The sequence below is a fragment of the Hoeflea sp. AS16 genome, assembly GCF_038900095.1.
GTDB lineage: Bacteria > Pseudomonadota > Alphaproteobacteria > Rhizobiales > Rhizobiaceae > Hoeflea.
This window is the reverse complement of sequence record NZ_JBBMQQ010000003.1, coordinates 293,224-311,142: the sequence shown is the minus strand read 5'-3', so window position 1 is coordinate 311,142 and position 17,919 is coordinate 293,224. Positions and strand designations below refer to the sequence as shown.

The window sequence follows — 17,919 nt, the reverse complement described above, 5'->3', positions numbered from 1 at the left end:
GCATGAAAGCACGTTTTCCCCGGAAGCGATAGAATTTTTCGTTTTGCGGATAGTCAGCGCTCAAAGCGGATGGCGGCCCGGTTTGATTGGCCCAAACTTCTCTTCAACGAAAGGGGAGAATGCCAATGCGAGGACTGGACGGAAAAGTGGCCATCGTGCCGGGTGGCGCAACCAAGATCGGTGCTGCCATCGTCAGGGCATTCAGCGATGCCGGCGTGCGCGTGATGATTGCCGATATCAATGCCGAGGCCGGCGAGGCTCTGACCGGCGACGGAATTGAATTTCAAAAGACCGATCTGCGCGACGATGCGCAAATCGCGGATCTGGTCAAAGCCACCAAGGAAAAATTCGGTCGCATCGATTTCCTGGTCAATGTTGCCTGTTCCTATCTCGACAACGGTGTGGAATCGACCCGCGCCGAGTGGCTCGAAAGCCTCGACGTCAACATTGTTGGATCAGTTATGCTGATGCAGGCCGCCCGGGCGGAACTGGCAAGAAACAAGGGCGCCATCGTCAATTTCGGATCGATCTCTGCCCGCGTGGCGCAAACCGGCCGCTGGCTCTATCCGGTCTCCAAGGCCGCGATCCTGCAGCTGACCCGCAACCAGGCGATGGATCTTGCTCCCGAGGGCATCCGCGTCAACGCGGTCTCGCCGGGCTGGACCTGGTCCAACATCATGGATGAGTTGAGCGGCGGCGACCGCGAAAAGACCGACAGGGTGGCAGCACCCTTCCATTTGCTTGGCCGCACCGGCAACCCGGAAGAGGTCGCAGCCTCCGTGTTGTTCCTGTGTTCGGACGAGGCCAGCTTCATCACCGGAACCGACATCCAGGTCGACGGCGGATACACCGCCATGGGCCCGGAACGCGCGGTGCCGGCCATACCGCTTCTTATGGAATGAAAACAAAAAAGGGGAACAAGACATGAGAAAGATCACCATTATCGGCGGCGGCCAGTCCGGCCTGCAGCTGGCCCTCGGGCTGCTGAAGGCCGGCAACAGCGTCCGCGTCGTCCAAAACCGTACCGCCGAGGACATTGCAAATGGCAAGGTGATGTCGAGCCAGTGCATGTTTCACAATTCGGTCGAACATGAACGCGAGCTGGGCATAGATTTCTGGGCCGATACCTGCCCGCCGGTCGATGGCATCAATTTTCAGGTTCCGGCGCCGGATGGATCGGGCCAGAAGGCCATTGATTGGGTCGGACGGCTCGACAACAGCGCTTATTCAGTCGACCAGCGGGTCAAGATCCCGGCCTGGATGGCGGAATTCGAGCGGCTCGACGGCACCCTGACCATCAAGGACGCATCGATTTCGGATCTGGAACATTACAGCCGGCAGGACGATCTGGTCATCGTTGCATCGGGCAAGGGCGATATCGGCCGTCTGTTCGAGCGTGATGCGGAAAAATCACCCTACGAGACACCGCAGCGGGCCTTGGCGCTGACCTATGTCACCGGAATGACACCGCGGGCCGAGCATTCGGCCGTCTGCTTCAACCTGATCCCCGGCGTTGGCGAATATTTCGTCTTCCCGGCGCTGACCACGTCCGGTCCCTGCGAGATCATGGTGTTCGAAGGCGTTCCGGGCGGTCCGATGGATTGCTGGGCAGACGCCAAGACACCCGCGCAGCATCTCGCGATGTCGAAAAAGATCCTCGACACCTTCCTGCCCTGGGAAGCGGAGCGCTGCCGGAACATCGAGCTCACCGACGACAACGGCATTCTCGCCGGGCGTTTCGCGCCCACTGTCCGCAAGCCAATCGGCACGCTGCCCTCGGGCCGTCAGGTTCTTGGCCTCGGGGATGCGGTCTGCCTCAACGACCCGATCACCGGCCAGGGCTCCAACAATGCCGCCAAGGCCGCGGCCGTCTATCTCAAGCGCATCCTCGAGCATGGCGACAAGCCGTTCGACGCCGCTTTCATGCAGGGCACGTTCGACGAGTTCTGGGATTACGCGCAATGGGTGGTCTCATGGACCAACATGATGCTGCAGCCGCCACCGCCCTTCATCCTCGACATCATGGGCACCGCCTGCGCCGAGCCGCGGCTGGCGCATCGCATGGCCAACGGCTTCAACGACCCGCGTGATTTCTTCCCCTGGTTTGCTGATCCCGATGCGGCCGAGGCTTATCTCACTGAGCTCAAGGCGGCGTAAGATGGGCATGGGCATCGATCATGCAACATTCCGCACGGCCATGGCCCGTTTCCCCGGCGCGGTGACCATCATCACCGCCCGTCACGGGGACGAGCGGCGCGGCATTACCGCCACCGCCGTCTGTTCGGTCTCCGCAGAACCGCCGAGCCTTCTGGTCTGCGTCAACCGCAAGACCGGCACCTGTGCGGCGATCCGGGAGACCAGGAGCTTCAATGTCAATCTTCTCCCCGATCCTGCCAGCCCGCTGGCCATGCGCTTTGCAGGCGCCGACGGCATCACCGGGGAGGACAAGTTCTCTCAAGGGCATTGGGTCGAGGATGGACGTGGTCTGCCGCTTCTGGATGAAGCCCTGATCGGCTTTTCCTGCGATGTCTCGGAGATGGTTGAAGCCGGCAGCCACACCGTGTTCATCGGCGAGATCATGGACATAAGGATCAGTGAAGGCGCGCCGCTGGTCTACGGCCAGTCCCGCTTTCACCGGCTTGAGCCGCTCTGAAACAGGTTTGCCGGGTCATCGGCGGCGGACACATCGCGACCGGTTCCGCCGCCGGTCTGGCCGGAGGGCATTGTGTTTCGTCAAGGTGATTTGGCGGTCGCTGCGAAGCGCTTCGGGCATATGGATTATGCCGTCACGGCAATCTAGATGGCCTGGTCCCAGTCATACTGGACCGGCTTGTCCACCTTCTTGCGATTGGACCAGATGGCAACGCCGCCGAAGACGCACAATATCAAAAACAGGAAAGTCATTAGCCAGTGCTCCAACCCGGTGCCATCCGCCCCGTCCCGGGTCGCGGATCGGCCAGTTGCCGGGTGATTGTTTCTTTGGTTCCAGACAAACAGTGCGCCGCCATGGTTAACAAAGCTTTAAATGCATGTTGGGTCGATAATGTGTTCGCGTTGTGATCGCCTGTGAATACGCACACTTGGGAAAGGCGAAACCCGAGCCGGGTCTCAACGCTGTCCGCCCTTGCCCATCCGTCCGAAACGCTGGGCACCGTGATGTCCTGATGGACTTCATGGCCTCGACAGGTGTTGGTGGAATCGGAACATCAAACCTGTCCTTGAATCAGGTGTGATGCCGTAAACCGGCCTGCGGCGCGTCCGGTTCATCTTGATAATTATCAAGAAGTAGATTGATTCAAGCCAGCTGTTCTTCAGGCGAATTGTCTGTGCCGAGCCGTAAATTTTCAGGCCCCGATTTTTTTCTTAGCTCGTTTCCGGCAATGCGTTCGTGTGCCTCCGCAATCTTGATCTGAATCAAGTCGCGGCTGTGAGGGTTGGGCAAGTTCCGTTTGACGCGCAGGGCCGACCTGTGCCGCAAACGGAGAAACAGCATGCTGGACAAGGGACAAGTCTCTGAAGCCGATCGCACGCGAGCGCTTTCACTGAGCACGGTAGCGTTCACCGCCTGCTTCGCGGTCTGGACAATCTTCGCCATCATCGGTGTGGAGATAAAGGCCGAACTGGGGTTGAGCGAGTTTCAGTTCGGTCTGCTTGTCGCGACTCCCATCCTCACCGGCTCGCTGACCCGGCTGATCCTTGGCGTCTGGACCGAAAAATACGGCGGTCGCAACGTCTTCACCATCCAGATGCTGCTGACGGCTGCTGCGACCTGGATGCTGACCTGGGCCTCGTCCTACACGATGTATCTGGTCGCAGCTCTCGGCATCGGTCTTGCCGGCGGCTCGTTCATCATCGGTGTTGCCTATGTCTCGCGCTGGTATGGTGCGGGCAAGCAAGGCACCGCACTGGGCATCTTCGGTGCCGGCAATGTCGGCGCCGCGGTCACCAAGTTCATCGCCCCCTTCGTCATGGTGGCCTATGGCTGGCATGGCGTCGCCCATGTCTGGGCCGCCGGTCTGGCGCTTGTTGCAATCCTGTTCTACGTCTTTGCCAAGGATGATCCCGAACTGGTCGCCCGCCGCAAGTCCGGCGCCAAGCCGCCCAGTCTCGCGCAACAGTTCGCGCCGCTGAAGAATCTCCAGGTCTGGCGCTTCTCGCTTTACTATTTCTACGTCTTCGGAGCCTTTGTGGCCCTGGCCCTGTGGATGCCGCATTACCTTGTCGACGTCTATCATCTCGACATCCGCACCGCGGGCATGTCGGCGGCCGCATTTTCCCTGTCGGCATCGCTTTTCCGCGCCTATGGCGGGCATCTGTCCGACCGGTTCGGCGCCCGTGCGGTGATGTACTGGTGCTTCGGCTTCTCGCTGCTGATGCTGTTCATGCTCTCCTATCCCGCCACCGACTATGTCATCCAGGGCAAGGACGGAGCCATCGCATTCTCCACCGAGATGGGCCGCTGGCCTTTTGTCCTCATCCTCTTCATGCTCGGCTTCTTCATGAGCCTGGGCAAGGCCGCGGTCTACAAGCACATCCCGGTCTACTATCCCGACCATGTCGGTGCTGTGGGCGGTCTCGTCGGCATGATTGGTGGTCTGGGCGGTTTCATCCTGCCGATCATCTTCGGCGCCCTGCTTGATCTCACCGGCATTTACACCAGCTGCTTTGCGCTGCTGTTCATCATCGTGGCGATCTCGCTCACCTGGATGCATCTGTCGATCCGCACCATGGAACGCGAAGCGCACGGCGAGGCGCTCGACCAGTTGCCGAGCCTGCCCGAGATGCAGAGCATTCACCGCCCCGAACATGCCGCGCAATCGCGCACGCTCGAGGTCTGGACTCCCGAAGATCCTGCCTTCTGGGCTGAAAAGGGACGCCGTATCGCCAGGCGCAATCTCTGGGTGTCGATCCCAGCGCTGCTGCTGGCCTTTTCTGTCTGGATGGTCTGGTCTGTGGTGGTCGCGCGGTTGCCCGCGATCGGGTTCAACTTCACGTCGGGGCAACTGTTCTGGCTTGCGGCCCTTCCCGGTCTCTCGGGTGCGACCTTGCGGATCTTCTACTCCTTCATGGTTCCGATCTTCGGCGGCCGTTTGTGGACGACCCTTTCCACCGCCTCTTTGCTGCTGCCTGCCATGGGCATCGGCTACGCCGTGCAGAATCCGGAGACCCCTTACCTGATCTTCCTGGTGCTGGCCCTTCTTTGCGGCTTCGGCGGCGGCAATTTTGCCTCGTCGATGGCCAATATCGCCTTTTTCTATCCCAAGGCGGAAAAGGGCAACGCGCTGGCGCTCAACGCCGGTCTCGGCAATCTCGGCGTCTCGGTCATGCAGTTCCTGGTGCCGCTCGTCATCACCGCCGGTGTCTTCGGCGCGCTGGGCGGGCAGCCGCAGACAATGTCGGACGGTGGCCAGCTGTGGATGCAGAACGCCGGCTTTGTCTGGGTTCCCTTCATCATCGTGGCGACAATCGCCGCATGGCTCGGGATGAACGACATTGCCGACGCCAAGTCCAGCTTCAAGGAGCAGGCGGTCATCTTCAGCCGCAAGCACAACTGGATCATGTGCGTGCTCTACACCGGAACCTTCGGCAGCTTCATTGGCTACTCCGCCGGCTTCCCGCTGCTGACCAAGCTGCAGTTTCCCGAAGTCAATGCGCTGCAGTTCGTCTTCCTCGGCCCGCTTGTCGGCGCCCTGTCCCGCGCCGGCACCGGCTGGATTTCCGACCGGTTCGGCGGCGGGCGGGTGACCTTCTGGACCTTCCTGGGAATGATCGTGGCGGTGTTCGGGGTGATCTTCTTCCTCGGCATCAAGGAACAGCCGGGCGCATTCTGGGGCTTCTTCGCCTCGTTCATGGCGCTGTTCTTCCTCACCGGTGTCGGCAACGCCTCCACCTTCCAGATGATCCCGGCGATCATGGCGCGGGAGATCCCGCGGCTGATGCCAGATCTCAAGGGCGACGTGTTGCGCAAGCAGGCCGAACGCGAAAGTGCGGCGATCATCGCCTTCACCTCCGCCATCGCCGCCTACGGCGCCTTCTTCATCCCCAAGGCCTACGGCACCTCCATCGCCATGACAGGCGGTCCGGTGGCCGCACTCTGGGGGTTCCTCGGCTTCTACGTGATCTGCGTCGTGCTGACCTGGTTCTACTACACCCGTCCCGGCGGTCTTCTGGCCGCTGGCGAACGGGCCGGTGGCACCACGTCCGCAGCCGCCGCAGTCTGACCTGAAAGGAGAGCAAGATGAGCCATCTTCTCGATCGCCTGAATTTCCTCAAGTCCACCCGTCAGGACACCTTCGCTGACGGGCACGGCCAGACCACCATCGAGAGCCGGGATTGGGAGGAGGTTTATCGCAACCGCTGGCGCCACGACAAGATCGTGCGCTCGACCCACGGGGTGAACTGCACCGGGTCCTGCTCGTGGAAGATCTACGTCAAGTCGGGCATCGTCACCTGGGAGACCCAGCAGACCGACTATCCCCGTACCCGGCCCGACATGCCCAATCACGAGCCGCGCGGCTGCGCCCGCGGCGCCAGTTACAGCTGGTATCTCTATTCCGCCAACCGGGTGAAGACGCCGCTGGTGCGTGGCCGGCTGATGCGGTTGTGGCGCGAGATGCGCAAGACCATGACGCCGGTCGAGGCATGGAAGGCAATCCAGGCCGATCCGGTCAAGCGTGACAGCTACACCAGGACCCGTGGCAAGGGCGGCTTCGTCCGCGCCGACTGGGAAGAGGTGACCGAGATCATCGCGGCGGCGAACGCCTATACGACGAAGACCTATGGTCCAGATCGGATCTTCGGATTTTCGCCGATCCCGGCGATGTCGATGGTCAGCTATGCCGCCGGCTCGCGCTATCTCAGCCTGATGGGCGGCACCTGCATGTCGTTCTATGACTGGTATTGCGACCTGCCGCCGGCCAGCCCGCAGACCTGGGGCGAGCAGACCGATGTGCCCGAAAGTGCCGACTGGTACAATTCGAGCTTCATGATCCTGTGGGGCTCCAACGTGCCGCAGACCCGCACGCCCGACGCCCATTTCTACACCGAAGCCCGCTATCGCGGCGCCAAGTCCGCCGTCGTCAGCCCGGATTACTCGGAGGCCGCCAAGTTCGGCGACATCTGGCTCAACCCGCAGGCCGGCACCGATGCGGCGCTGGCGCTGGCCTTCGGCCACGTTATCCTGCGCGAGTACCATCTCGATCGCCAGGTGCCCTATTTCGAGGATTACACCCGCAAATACTCCGACTTCCCGCTACTGGTGCGGCTCGACAAGAAGAACGGGCATTACGTCCCGGGCCGGATGCTGCGCGCGGCCGATTTCTCCGATGATCTCGGCGAGGCCAACAATCCCGACTGGAAAACCGTCGGCATCGACGGCAAGACCGGGGACGTGGTGGTTCCAAACGGCTCCATCGGTTTCCGCTGGGGCGAGAACGGACACTGGAATCTCGAGGAGCGGGCCGGCGAGCAGCCGATCGAGCTGACCTCGACCCTCATCCTTGACGACGACCACGATGAGGTGGTCGGCGTCGATTTCCCCTATTTCGGCGGAGCCGCGACCGAGCAGTTCGCCAAATCGGACCATCGGGACATCCTCACCCGCAACATTCCCGTCCGGCGGCTCAAGCTGAAGGACGGCGAGGCGCTGGTGACGACGGTGTTCGACCTGTTCTGCGCCAACTACAGCCTCGATCGCGGCCTTGGCGGAGACAATGTCGCCATGTCCTTTGACGCCGACGTGCCATACACGCCCGCCTGGGCGGAGAAGATAACCGGTGTGAAAGCCGACCGGATCATTGCCGTGGCGCGGGAATTCGCCAGCAATGCGGAAAAGACCAACGGCAAGTCGATGGTCATCCTCGGAGCTGGGCTGAACCACTGGTACCACATGGACATGGCCTATCGCGGCATCATCAACATGCTGGTGATGTGTGGTTGCATCGGCCAGTCCGGCGGTGGCTGGTCACATTATGTCGGCCAGGAAAAGCTGCGCCCGCAGACCGGCTGGACAGCGCTGGCCTTCGCCCTCGATTGGGCACGCCCTCCAAGGCACATGAACGCAACCTCGGCCTGGTATGCCCACACCGACCAGTGGCGCTATGAAACCATCACCGCCGGCGAGATCGTGTCGCCCACGGCGCCGGACGGCAACTGGGCCGAACGCAGCCTGATCGACTACAATATCCAGGCCGAACGCATGGGCTGGCTGCCCTCTGCGCCGCAGCTCAAGACCAATCCGCTGGAAGTCGGGCGCGCGGCCAAGGCTGCGGGCAAGACGCCGGCGGAATATGTCGCCGAGAGCCTGAAGGCGGGAACGCTGGAAATGTCCTGCGAGGACCCCGATGCACCGGAAAACTGGCCGCGCAATCTCTTCGTCTGGCGCTCCAACCTGCTGGGATCATCTGGCAAGGGGCACGAGTATTTCCTGCGCCACCTGCTGGGCACAGATCACGGTGTCCTGGGCAAGGACCTGGGCGAGGAAGGCCGGGTCAAGCCGGTCGAGGCGAAATGGCACGACACCGCGCCGGAGGGCAAGCTTGACCTTCTGGTGACGCTTGATTTCCGCATGTCGACCACATGCGTCTATTCCGACATCGTGCTGCCGACGGCCAGCTGGTACGAGAAGGACGATCTCAACACCTCCGACATGCACCCGTTCATTCACCCGCTGCAGGCAGCGGTGGATCCGGCCTATGAGAGCAAGTCGGACTGGGAGATCTTCAAGGCGATCGCCAAGAAGTTTTCCGAAGTCGCACCCGAAGTGCTCGGCGTCGAGGACGATGTCGTCTCGCTGCCGATGCAGCACGACAGTCCGGGTGAACTGGCCCAGCCTTTCGTGGCTGACTGGAAGGCCGGGGAATGCGAACTGATCCCGGGGCAGACGGCGCCGAACTACATCGCCGTCGAGCGGGATTACCCCAACCTCTACAAGCGCTTCACCGCGGTCGGGCCGCTGATGGAAAAAATCGGCAATGGCGGCAAGGGCATTGCCTGGGACACCAAGCTGGAAGTGCACCATCTCCAGGATCTCAATGGCTGCGTGACCGATGAAGGCGTAACCAAGGGAATGGCGAAGATCGATACCGCAATCGATGCCTGCGAAGTGATCCTGATGTTGGCGCCCGAGACCAACGGCGAGGTCGCGGTCAAGGCCTGGAACGCGCTCGAGAAGATCACCGGGCGCGCGCATACGCACCTGGCTGCAGCCAAGCAGGACGAGAAGATCCGCTTCCGTGATATCGCCGCACAGCCGCGCAAGATCATCTCCTCTCCGACCTGGTCGGGGATCGAAAGCGAGGAGGTCTGCTACAACGCCGGCTACACCAACGTCCATGAGCTGATCCCCTGGCGCACCCTGTCGGGACGGCAGCAGCTTTACCAGGATCATGAATGGATGCGGGCCTTCGGCGAGGGCTTCGTCACCTGGCGTCCCCCGGTCGACCTGAAAACCATCGCGCCGGCAATCGGCCGCACGGATGGCGGCAAGCACGTGGTGCTGAACTTCATCACCCCGCACCAGAAATGGGGCATCCACTCGACCTATTCCGACAACCTTCTGATGCTGACGCTCAACCGCGGCGGCCCGGTGGTCTGGATGTCCGAGGTCGATGCCGGCAAGGCAGGGCTGGTCGACAATGACTGGGTCGAGGTCTTCAACTCCAACGGGGTCCTGACCGCGCGTGTCGTCGTCAGCCAGCGGATCAAGGAAGGCACGCTGTTCATGTATCACGCCCAGGAAAAGATCGTGAACACGCCCGGCAGCCAGATCACTGGCAAGCGCGGCGGCATCCACAACTCGGTCACCCGCACGGTCCTCAAGCCAACCCACATGATCGGCGGCTACGCGCAGTTGAGCTACGGCTTCAACTATTATGGCACCGTCGGCTCCAACCGTGACGAGTTCGTCATCGTTCGCAAGATGGACAAGGTCGACTGGCTCGACCGCCCGGCCACACCCAAGGAGGCAGCAGAATGAAAGTTCGTGCGCAAATAGGCATGGTGCTCAATCTCGACAAGTGCATCGGCTGTCACACCTGTTCCGTCACCTGCAAGAACGTCTGGACCAGCCGCGACGGTGTCGAATACGCCTGGTTCAACAATGTCGAAACCAAGCCGGGCATCGGCTACCCGAAAGACTGGGAAAACCAGAAGCGCTGGAACGGCGGCTGGGAACGCTCGAAGGCCGGCAAGCTGCGGCCGAAGCAGGGCGCCAAATGGCGCATCCTTGCCAACATCTTCGCCAACCCGGACCTGCCGGAAATCGACGACTATTACGAGCCGTTCGATTTTGACTACGACCACCTGAAATCGGCACCCGAAATGGAAGCGTTCCCGACCGCCCGTCCGCGCTCCAAGCTAACCGGCGAGCGGATGGAAAAGATCGAGTGGGGACCGAACTGGGAGGAAATCCTCGGCGGCGAATTTGCCAAGCGCTCGAAGGACGCAAATTTCGAGGGCATCCAGAAGGAAATCTACGGCCAGTACGAAAACTCCTTCATGATGTACCTGCCGCGCCTGTGCGAGCACTGCCTCAACCCGTCCTGTGCCTCGGCCTGCCCGTCAGGCGCGATCTACAAGCGCGAAGACGACGGTGTTGTCCTCATCGATCAGGAAAAATGCCGCGGCTGGCGCATGTGTGTGTCGGCCTGCCCCTACAAGAAGATCTATTACAACTGGTCGACCGGCAAATCGGAAAAATGCACGCTGTGCTATCCGCGTCTCGAATCCGGCCTGCCGACCGTCTGTTCGGAAACCTGCGTCGGCCGTATCCGCTATATCGGCGTCATGCTCTACGACGCCGACAAGATCGCCCAGGCGGCGTCGGTGGAAAACGATCAGGATCTCTACGACGCCCAGCTCGGCGTGTTCCTTGATCCGAGCGATCCGGAGGTCATCGCCGCCGCGCGCGCCGAAGGCATCGCCGAGGACTGGATCGAATCCGCCCGCCGTTCTCCGATCTGGAAGATGGCGATGGAATGGAAGGTTGCCTTCCCGTTGCACCCCGAATTCCGCACCCTGCCGATGGTCTGGTACATCCCGCCACTGAGCCCGATCCAGAATGCTGCGGAAGCCGGTCAGCTGGGGTCGAACGGCGACATGCCGGACGTCAGGTCGCTGAGAATTCCGGTCAGGTATCTCGCCAACATGCTGACCGCCGGCGACGAGGCCCCGGTGGTTTCCGCGCTTGAACGCATGCTCGCCATGCGCTCCTACATGCGCTCGAAAACCGTCGATGGCGTGGTCAATCTCGGCGTCGCCCAGCGCGTCGGCCTGACCCCGGCGCAGATCGACGACATGTACCAGATCATGGCGATCGCCAATTACGAGGACCGCTTCGTCATTCCCACCGCTCACCGGGAAATGGTCGAGGATGCCTATGATCTCAGATCCGGCTGCGGCTTTACCGATGGCAACGGCTGCTCTGCCGGCGTGTCCACCGGCAAGCTGTTTGGCGGGCGCAAACACATCACACCTGCGGAGGGCTGGAAATGAGCCGTACTTTCAAGGCGCTGTCGGCGCTGCTGTGTTATCCGACGGAAGATCTGCAGGCAGCCATTGGTGAAATCCGCACGATCCTGGCTGACGAGGCCGTGCTGACGCCGCCGCAGGTTGCCGCGCTGCAGCCTTTGCTGGAGCGGATGGAAACCACGGATATTTTCGACCTGCAGGAAGGCTACGTGCTGCTGTTCGACCGCTCGCGGACCTTGTCGCTGAACCTGTTCGAGCACATTCACGGCGAAAGCCGTGACCGCGGCGGCGCCATGGTCGATCTTCTGGAAACCTATCGCGCCGGCGGTTTCGACCTGGTCGGGCCGGAATTGCCGGACCATCTTCCGGTGCTGCTCGAGTTTCTCTCGACATTGCCGGCGGCGGAAGCCCGTGGCCTGCTCGCCGATGCGGGGCCGATCCTGGCGGTTCTCGCCGAACGCCTGACCCGGCGCGAAACGCCCTATGCCGCAATTCTGTCGGCCCTCGCCGATCTCGGTCAGGCGGCCAACGACACAGAGGTGGCTGCGGCGCTGCTGGCGGAAAACGACGATGATCCGGAAGATCTCGCCGCCCTCGATGCCGTGTGGGAGGAAGCGCAGGTCACCTTCGCGCCCGATCCCAATGCCGGTTGCCCGGTATCGCGCGACATTCTTGCCAAGATGGATGCTCCCCAAAAACCGATCACGTCACCGGCGCGTGCCGGCACGTTGAACTGATGGAGGCCGGTATGAACACGTTCCTGTTCGGCATATATCCCTATATCGCGATCACGGTGCTGATCGTTGGCTCGATCGCCCGCTACGAGCGCGATCCGTTCACCTGGAAATCAGGTTCCTCGCAAATCCTGCGGCGACGGAATTTCATCATCGGGTCGGTTCTTTTCCATGTTGGCGTTCTCATCATCCTGGGCGGGCACATTGTCGGCCTGCTGACGCCGATCGCCATCTTCGATGCGCTTGGCATCAGCCATGGCGCCAAGCAGGTCCTCGCGGTTGTTGCGGGTGGCGTCGCCGGTGTGATGGCATTGATTGGCGGCACGATCCTGTTGCTGCGGCGGCTCAATGATCCACGGGTTGCCGCCAGTTCAAGCTTTGCCGATACCGGCATACTGCTGCTTCTGATGCTGCAGCTGGTGCTCGGCCTTGGCACCATCTTCGTGTCGCTGAAACATCTCGATGGTCACGAGATGACCAAGTTCATGGGCTGGGCCCAGCGCATCCTCACCTTCCGTGGCGGCGCTGCGGATCTGATCGCCGACACCAGCCTGATATTCAAGCTGCACATCACGCTCGGCCTGACCATTTTCCTGCTGTTTCCGTTCACGCGGCTTGTCCACATGCTCTCGGCCCCGGTGCGCTATCTCTGGCGTCCCGGATACCAGATCGTGCGCACCCGGAAACGCGACCTCAAACAGCCAGCGGAGTGATGGCCATGACCCCCTTGATGTCCGATATCACCGTCAACGGTGAAACAATCACGGCGGCGCTGATCGCGTCGGAGGCGCAGAATCATCCGGCGCCAAGATCGAAGCCGGGAATGCCATGGATGGCGGCTGCCCGTGCATTGGCCTTCCGCGCCCTCTTGTTGCAGAAGGCAAGAAGTATGGGCCTGGTGCCCGAACCCCGGCAAGTGGCCGAGGGGCAGTATGAAACCGACGAGGAGGCGCTGATCCGGCAGGTTCTGGACGTGGCTCTTGATCCAGCGGAGCCAAGCCAGCAAGATCTGCGTGCCGCTTATGAGGCAGCACCCGACCGCTGGCGCGCGCCGACCCTGTACGAGGCGGCTCATATCCTGTTTCCGGTGAGACCGGGCGATGGGGCTGCACTCGCGACGGCCAGCACGGCCGCCGGTGCGGTGCTCGCCGAACTGCAGCGTGATCCGCGCGGCTTTGAACGCCTGGCGCGCGAACACAGCGCCTGTTCCTCGCGTGACAATGGCGGGCGGCTGGGACAGCTGATCAGCGGGGATACGGTGCCCGAGTTCGAAACTGTGCTCGACGAGCTTGCCGAAGGCAGCATCACGCCCGAGCCGGTGCTGACCCGCTACGGTCTCCACATCATCCGGCTCGATGCCCGTGCCGAAGGCGCAATCTTGCCGTTCGAGGCAGTGGCGCCGCGCATTCGCGAGATGCTGGAGAAAGCAGCCTGGGCCAGGGCCGGCCGCGAGTTCATGGCCGAACTCGCCCGGGAGGCCGAGGTGACCGGAATCACCCTGGTCGCCGCCTGAACATCAACAGTGTGAATTGGCTTTAGGGCAGGGATTGGCGATGGAGCTGAAAAAACGATCTGGATGGGGGCTCAGGGCGGTTGCGATGGCCGGTCTGGCATTTGGCTTGCTGACCATTCTGTCCGGCGGCAATGCCCTCTTCGGAAGCGCCGCGGCCCGTGCGGCGGTCGGCAATGCTGTGCCGTTCGTGCTGTGGTTCAATTTCCTTGCGGGTTTTGCCTATGTGGCTGCGGCGGTGGGCCTGCTGATGCTGCGGCGCTGGGGCCTCTGGCTGTCGGTCGCCATCGTCATCGCCACGGCGCTCGTTTTCATTGCTTTCGGGATATATGTCCAGCTTGGAGGGCTGTTTGAAATGCGGACCGTCGGTGCCATGATCCTGCGCATCGGCGTCTGGGGCATCATCGCCCTCGTGGCCCGGCGCAGCTTGGGTGGCCGCTGAGGGGGCGGATCTGCGGCCCGCCGGCACGTGCCTGCTTTCAGATCGCGGTCAGTTTGTCCGTTCGTCGATCAGCGGGTTTGGCTTTGCCAGGGTTTCCAGCGCCTTCAGGTCCGTCACCCGGACCTGGGCGCCGTTGACCTCGACCCCGTAGGGTTTGAGTGTGTTGAACGATCGCGACAGGTTTTCCGGGGTCATGCCCAAAAGCGAGGCCAGCGTCTTTTTGTCATAGGGGAGTTCGAAGGCTCCGTCGCTGTCGCCGCGCTCCTTGTGGTAACGCAACAGCCGGTTGGCAAGCTGTTCGACCGATGTCCTGAGCTTCAGGCTCTTGTATTCCTTGACCACGCCGCGGTAGCAGCCGGCAAGTTCCTCCGCTATGGCGCGTGCAAATACGGCGTCACCTTCTAGCACTTCGCGGACATTCTGCGCCGGGATCAGAAGCAACTTGGAGCGCGAAGTGGTCCGCGCCGACATCAGATAGACGGCATCTCTGAGCACTGCGGCAAGAATGAAGGTTCCGACAGGCTGAACCATGGCCATGATTGCTTCGCGCCCGTTCGACTTGGCAAACAGCTCGACGCAGCCCTCGATGACGACATAGAGGAAATCGGCCGGCTCGCCTTCATGGATGAGTTCGAGCTGGGCAGGGAAGGTCTGCAAATAGGACGCCTGCATCAGCGCGGCGAAGCTTGGCTCGCTCATGCTTTCGAACAGGCGCAAGGCGCGGACTTGAGGCAAATCGGAAGGGCGCATGGGTCGCCTTGATCTGTTTTGTGTTTGAATTTGACCGTTTTATCAATGAGGCAGTCAAGCCGCAATGAAATGCCTTGAATTCTGAGTATTTCCAATCGTCGATTGTCGATGCTTGCCTTGTATTGCAATTTGGCGTCATCATGGTTGACCCAGATCAATGGTCTGGATCCGGATCTGCCGTTAGTTGGTGCCAGAGCGGGCGGAGTCCGATGCCGATATCGAACAGGCGTGCCTGTCCTTAGGAGAACCAAATGCTGTCTGACCTGTTTGATCACAATGTTCGCTGGGCAGACGGGAAGCGCCGCGAGGACCCGGACTATTTCAAACGGCTTTCCGCCCTACAGAGTCCGGAATATCTCTGGATCGGCTGCTCGGACAGCCGGGTCCCGGCAAATGTCATTACAGGCCTTGAGCCGGGTGAGGTCTTCGTCCATCGCAATGTGGCCAACCTGGTCCATCGCGGCGATCTCAACCTGTTGTCGGTTCTTGAATTTGCGGTCGAAACGCTTGAGGTCAAGCACATCATTGTCTGCGGTCATTACGGCTGCGGCGGCATCCGGGCAGCAGTCGATGGTGATCGCCACGGAATCATAGATCACTGGCTGCAGCCGGTGCGCGACGTGGCGGACCGGCATGCCGGTGAACTTGCCGGCATCGCTGATCCGGAAAAGCAGCAAAACCTCCTGTGTGAATTGTCGATCAAGGCACAGGTCGAGAGCCTTTCGCGAACGCCGATCCTGCGTTCGGCCTGGAAACGCGGCAAATCCCTGGCGATTCATGGCTGGGTCTACGGTTTGAAAGATGGGCTGCTGCGCGATCTCGACTGCGGCTGCGGCAAGAGCCACGGTGCTCCCGGCTGCGAGGAAATTACCGCAGCCGCACCGGCAGGGCGCGAGGGGCAGGATGACTGACGCTCACGTAAAACCGGGTGATCGCAATGGCCCGTCACAGACGCAGGGCCTGATGCCGGGCGAACCGGGCAGCATATCGGCGTGCACTGACGTCCCGCGGCTTGCCGCGGTCCGCATCGCCGACGATACGCCCACTGACTGTTTGCTGGAGAGGGTTGTGCGCACCCTGCAGGATGAGGGCAGCACGGTAGCCGGCTTCATTCAGCGCCAGGGCTGCCAGGACCTCTCCGGTCATGCCGAAATGCTGCTGGAGGAAATTTGCGGTGGCCAGCGGTTTTGCATATCGCAACCGCTGGGCAAGAACTCTCGCGGCTGCCGGCTCGATCCACGTGCCATCGCCGATATTGCCGGCCCGCTTCTCGAGGCAATTGAAAGCAAACCGGATCTTCTGGTGCTCAATCGTTTCGGCAAAGGCGAATCCGAAGGGCAGGGCTTCCGCACCGTTCTGGAGAAAGCCTTCATGCTCGGAATCCCGGTGTTGACCTCGGTCAAGCAAGCCTATGTGCCCGCCTGGGAAGCCTTTGCTGGCGATTTTGCCGTCTCGCTGCCGCCTTCGCGGGAAACGGTGCTTGACTGGAGCCGGAGAGTTCTCGGCTCCAGTTAGGCAAACTCCGGCCGTCTGCCGCGCAGCCCCGGATCCCGTCCTGCCAGATGCATCGTGTAGCGGTCTGAACACCCGTCAGGATCAGATGCGCTTCCACGATGCCTCTATTGTGCCGGCTTCTTATCCGAGCACTTGCCGGACGGCGTCAGCCGTGGCCGACACGACCGTGTCGGCCTCTTCCCGGGTCAGGCACAGCGGCGGCGCGAAGCCGAGGATGTCGCCCTGCGGCATGGCCCGGCCAATGACGCCGCGTTCCAGAAGAGCCGCCGCGATCGATGGCCCGACCTTCTTGGCAGGATCGAAGAAGGTCCTGTTGTCCTTGTCGTCGACAAACTCGATGGCGCACAGCATGCCTTCACCGCGGATGTCGCCGACATGGCGGTGCGCGCCAAGCGCGTCGCGCATCGCGGTGTTCAGATAGGCGCCGGTTGCGCCGGCGTTTTCGACCAGGCCGAGCTTGTCGATCAGCTTGAGATTGGCGACACCGGCGGCCGCACCGATCGGGTGTGCCGAATAGGTCCAGCCATGGCCGATCGCGCCATTCTCGTCGGTGCCCTGTTCCAGCACTTTCCAGACCTTCTTCGAGATGATGGATCCCGACAGCGGCGCATAGGCCGAAGTCAGGCCCTTGGCGATGGTGATGATATCCGGCTCGATGCCGTAATGGGTCGAGCCCATCATGGTGCCAAGACGTCCGAAGCCGGTTACGACCTCATCGGCGACAAGCAGGATGTCATGCTTCTTCAGAACCGCCTGGATCGCGGCCCAGTAGCCCGCCGGTGGCGGCACGATGCCTCCGGTGCCCAGAACCGGCTCGCCGATGAAGGCGGCAATGGTGTCGGCGCCTTCGCGTTCGATCATGGCTTCGAGTTCATGGACGCAATGGGCGACGAAATCGGCTTCCGACATCGAGAGGTCCGAGCGGCGGAAATAATAGGGCGCTTCGGTGTGCATAACCTGGCTCAGCGGCAGGTCGAATTTCTTGTGAAACAGCTCGAGCCCGGTCAGCGAACCGGTCATCAGGCCGGAGCCGTGATAGCCGCGCCAGCGCGAGATGATCTTCTTCTTTTCGGGGCGGCCGAGAATGTTGTTGTAGTACCAGATCAGCTTGACATTGGTCTCGTTGGCGTCCGAACCCGATTGGCCGAAATAGACCCGGCTCATGTTCTCGGGCGCACGGTCGATGACCATCTTGGCCAGTGTTACCGATGCCTCGGTGCCGTGTCCGACATAGGAATGGTAATAGGCCAGTTCCCTGGCCTGGGCGGCAATGGCTTCGGCAACTTCCTGGCGGCCATAGCCGATGTTGACGCAGTACAGGCCGGCAAAGGCATCGAGCAGGCGATTGCCCTCACGGTCGGTGATGTGGACGCCTTCGCCACCGGTGACGATGCGGTTCTTCAGCTCGCCGCGGGCGAACTGGGCGAGATGGGTCGAGGGATGGAAAAAGTGATCGTGATCCCATTGATCAAGCTGGTCGTTGCGCAACATTTTCATTT

General features: G+C 61.6%; 14 protein-coding genes. 12 read left to right on the top strand and 2 right to left on the bottom strand.

Annotated elements, in window-relative coordinates; translation table 11 throughout:
* Positions 1-125 precede the first annotated feature (125 nt).
* From WNY80_RS09870 to WNY80_RS09825, 10 genes are all read left to right on the top strand, one after another.
* The gene (locus tag WNY80_RS09870; protein ID WP_342887196.1) at positions 126-902 is read left to right on the top strand and encodes an SDR family oxidoreductase; all 777 of its coding nucleotides are present in this window, start codon (positions 126-128) and stop codon (positions 900-902) included.
* A 22-nt stretch (positions 903-924) separates the two neighbouring features.
* On the top strand, positions 925-2,157 hold the full coding sequence (locus tag WNY80_RS09865; RefSeq protein ID WP_342887195.1) for a styrene monooxygenase/indole monooxygenase family protein: 1,233 nt from the start codon (positions 925-927) through the stop codon (positions 2,155-2,157).
* A 1-nt stretch (position 2,158) separates the two neighbouring features.
* Positions 2,159-2,653, top strand: a complete 495-nt coding sequence (locus WNY80_RS09860; RefSeq protein WP_342887194.1) for a flavin reductase family protein — start codon at positions 2,159-2,161, stop codon at positions 2,651-2,653.
* A gap of 838 nt (positions 2,654-3,491) precedes the next feature.
* A complete protein-coding gene (locus tag WNY80_RS09855) occupies positions 3,492-6,221 on the top strand; it encodes an MFS transporter (RefSeq protein WP_342887193.1) in 2,730 nt (909 codons plus the stop codon).
* 17 nt (positions 6,222-6,238) lie between these two features.
* Positions 6,239-9,976: a nitrate reductase subunit alpha gene (locus WNY80_RS09850; protein ID WP_342887192.1), complete on the top strand. Its 3,738-nt coding sequence runs from the start codon at positions 6,239-6,241 to the stop codon at positions 9,974-9,976.
* Positions 9,973-11,493, top strand: coding sequence for a nitrate reductase subunit beta (narH, locus tag WNY80_RS09845; protein WP_342887191.1), 1,521 nt, complete (start codon positions 9,973-9,975; stop codon positions 11,491-11,493). The genes WNY80_RS09850 and narH overlap by 4 nt, the downstream gene beginning before the upstream one ends.
* Positions 11,490-12,206 carry a nitrate reductase molybdenum cofactor assembly chaperone gene (gene narJ, locus WNY80_RS09840; protein ID WP_342887190.1) on the top strand — a complete coding sequence of 239 codons (717 nt, stop codon included), beginning with the start codon at positions 11,490-11,492 and terminating at the stop codon, positions 12,204-12,206. Before narH ends, narJ begins: the two co-directional genes overlap by 4 nt.
* A complete protein-coding gene (narI, locus tag WNY80_RS09835; RefSeq protein ID WP_342887189.1) occupies positions 12,206-12,916 on the top strand; it encodes a respiratory nitrate reductase subunit gamma in 711 nt (236 codons plus the stop codon). The genes narJ and narI overlap by 1 nt, the downstream gene beginning before the upstream one ends.
* A gap of 5 nt (positions 12,917-12,921) precedes the next feature.
* Positions 12,922-13,716: a peptidylprolyl isomerase gene (locus WNY80_RS09830; protein WP_342887188.1), complete on the top strand. Its 795-nt coding sequence runs from the start codon at positions 12,922-12,924 to the stop codon at positions 13,714-13,716.
* Positions 13,717-13,756: 40 nt separating this feature from the next.
* Positions 13,757-14,155 carry a hypothetical protein gene (locus tag WNY80_RS09825; RefSeq protein ID WP_342887187.1) on the top strand — a complete coding sequence of 133 codons (399 nt, stop codon included), beginning with the start codon at positions 13,757-13,759 and terminating at the stop codon, positions 14,153-14,155.
* A gap of 48 nt (positions 14,156-14,203) precedes the next feature.
* Here the strand turns inward: WNY80_RS09825 and WNY80_RS09820 are convergent, their stop codons facing one another.
* Complete coding sequence (locus WNY80_RS09820) at positions 14,204-14,905, bottom strand: cyclic nucleotide-binding domain-containing protein (RefSeq protein ID WP_342887186.1); 702 nt, start codon at positions 14,903-14,905, stop codon at positions 14,204-14,206.
* A gap of 251 nt (positions 14,906-15,156) precedes the next feature.
* Between WNY80_RS09820 and can the strand changes: the two genes are divergently transcribed.
* Both can and WNY80_RS09810 read left to right on the top strand, forming a co-directional pair.
* The gene (gene can, locus WNY80_RS09815; protein WP_342887185.1) at positions 15,157-15,816 is read left to right on the top strand and encodes a carbonate dehydratase; all 660 of its coding nucleotides are present in this window, start codon (positions 15,157-15,159) and stop codon (positions 15,814-15,816) included.
* Positions 15,809-16,420 (top strand): DUF2478 domain-containing protein, encoded by a 612-nt coding sequence (locus tag WNY80_RS09810; RefSeq protein ID WP_342887184.1) that lies wholly within the window; start codon positions 15,809-15,811, stop codon positions 16,418-16,420. Before can ends, WNY80_RS09810 begins: the two co-directional genes overlap by 8 nt.
* A 120-nt stretch (positions 16,421-16,540) precedes the next feature.
* On the opposite strand, the gene WNY80_RS09805 is transcribed toward WNY80_RS09810, so the two are convergent.
* A complete protein-coding gene (locus WNY80_RS09805; RefSeq protein ID WP_342887183.1) occupies positions 16,541-17,911 on the bottom strand; it encodes an aspartate aminotransferase family protein in 1,371 nt (456 codons plus the stop codon).
* Between the last annotated feature and the right edge of the window lie 8 nt (positions 17,912-17,919).

Bases quoted from the DNA above. Each gene is read 5' to 3' on its own strand.
- WNY80_RS09865 (WP_342887195.1), top strand. From the start codon at position 925: ATGAGAAAGATCACCATTATCGGCGGCGGCCAGTCCGGCCTGCAGCTG.
- can (WP_342887185.1), top strand. From the start codon at position 15,157: ATGCTGTCTGACCTGTTTGATCACAATGTTCGCTGGGCAGACGGGAAG.
- WNY80_RS09860 (WP_342887194.1), top strand. From the start codon at position 2,159: ATGGGCATGGGCATCGATCATGCAACATTCCGCACGGCCATGGCCCGT.
- WNY80_RS09830 (WP_342887188.1), top strand. From the start codon at position 12,922: ATGACCCCCTTGATGTCCGATATCACCGTCAACGGTGAAACAATCACG.
- WNY80_RS09850 (WP_342887192.1), top strand. From the start codon at position 6,239: ATGAGCCATCTTCTCGATCGCCTGAATTTCCTCAAGTCCACCCGTCAG.
- WNY80_RS09855 (WP_342887193.1), top strand. From the start codon at position 3,492: ATGCTGGACAAGGGACAAGTCTCTGAAGCCGATCGCACGCGAGCGCTT.
- WNY80_RS09820 (WP_342887186.1), bottom strand. From the start codon at position 14,905: ATGCGCCCTTCCGATTTGCCTCAAGTCCGCGCCTTGCGCCTGTTCGAA.
- WNY80_RS09870 (WP_342887196.1), top strand. From the start codon at position 126: ATGCGAGGACTGGACGGAAAAGTGGCCATCGTGCCGGGTGGCGCAACC.
- narH (WP_342887191.1), top strand. From the start codon at position 9,973: ATGAAAGTTCGTGCGCAAATAGGCATGGTGCTCAATCTCGACAAGTGC.
- narI (WP_342887189.1), top strand. From the start codon at position 12,206: ATGGAGGCCGGTATGAACACGTTCCTGTTCGGCATATATCCCTATATC.
- narJ (WP_342887190.1), top strand. From the start codon at position 11,490: ATGAGCCGTACTTTCAAGGCGCTGTCGGCGCTGCTGTGTTATCCGACG.
- WNY80_RS09805 (WP_342887183.1), bottom strand. From the start codon at position 17,911: ATGTTGCGCAACGACCAGCTTGATCAATGGGATCACGATCACTTTTTC.
- WNY80_RS09825 (WP_342887187.1), top strand. From the start codon at position 13,757: ATGGAGCTGAAAAAACGATCTGGATGGGGGCTCAGGGCGGTTGCGATG.
- WNY80_RS09810 (WP_342887184.1), top strand. From the start codon at position 15,809: ATGACTGACGCTCACGTAAAACCGGGTGATCGCAATGGCCCGTCACAG.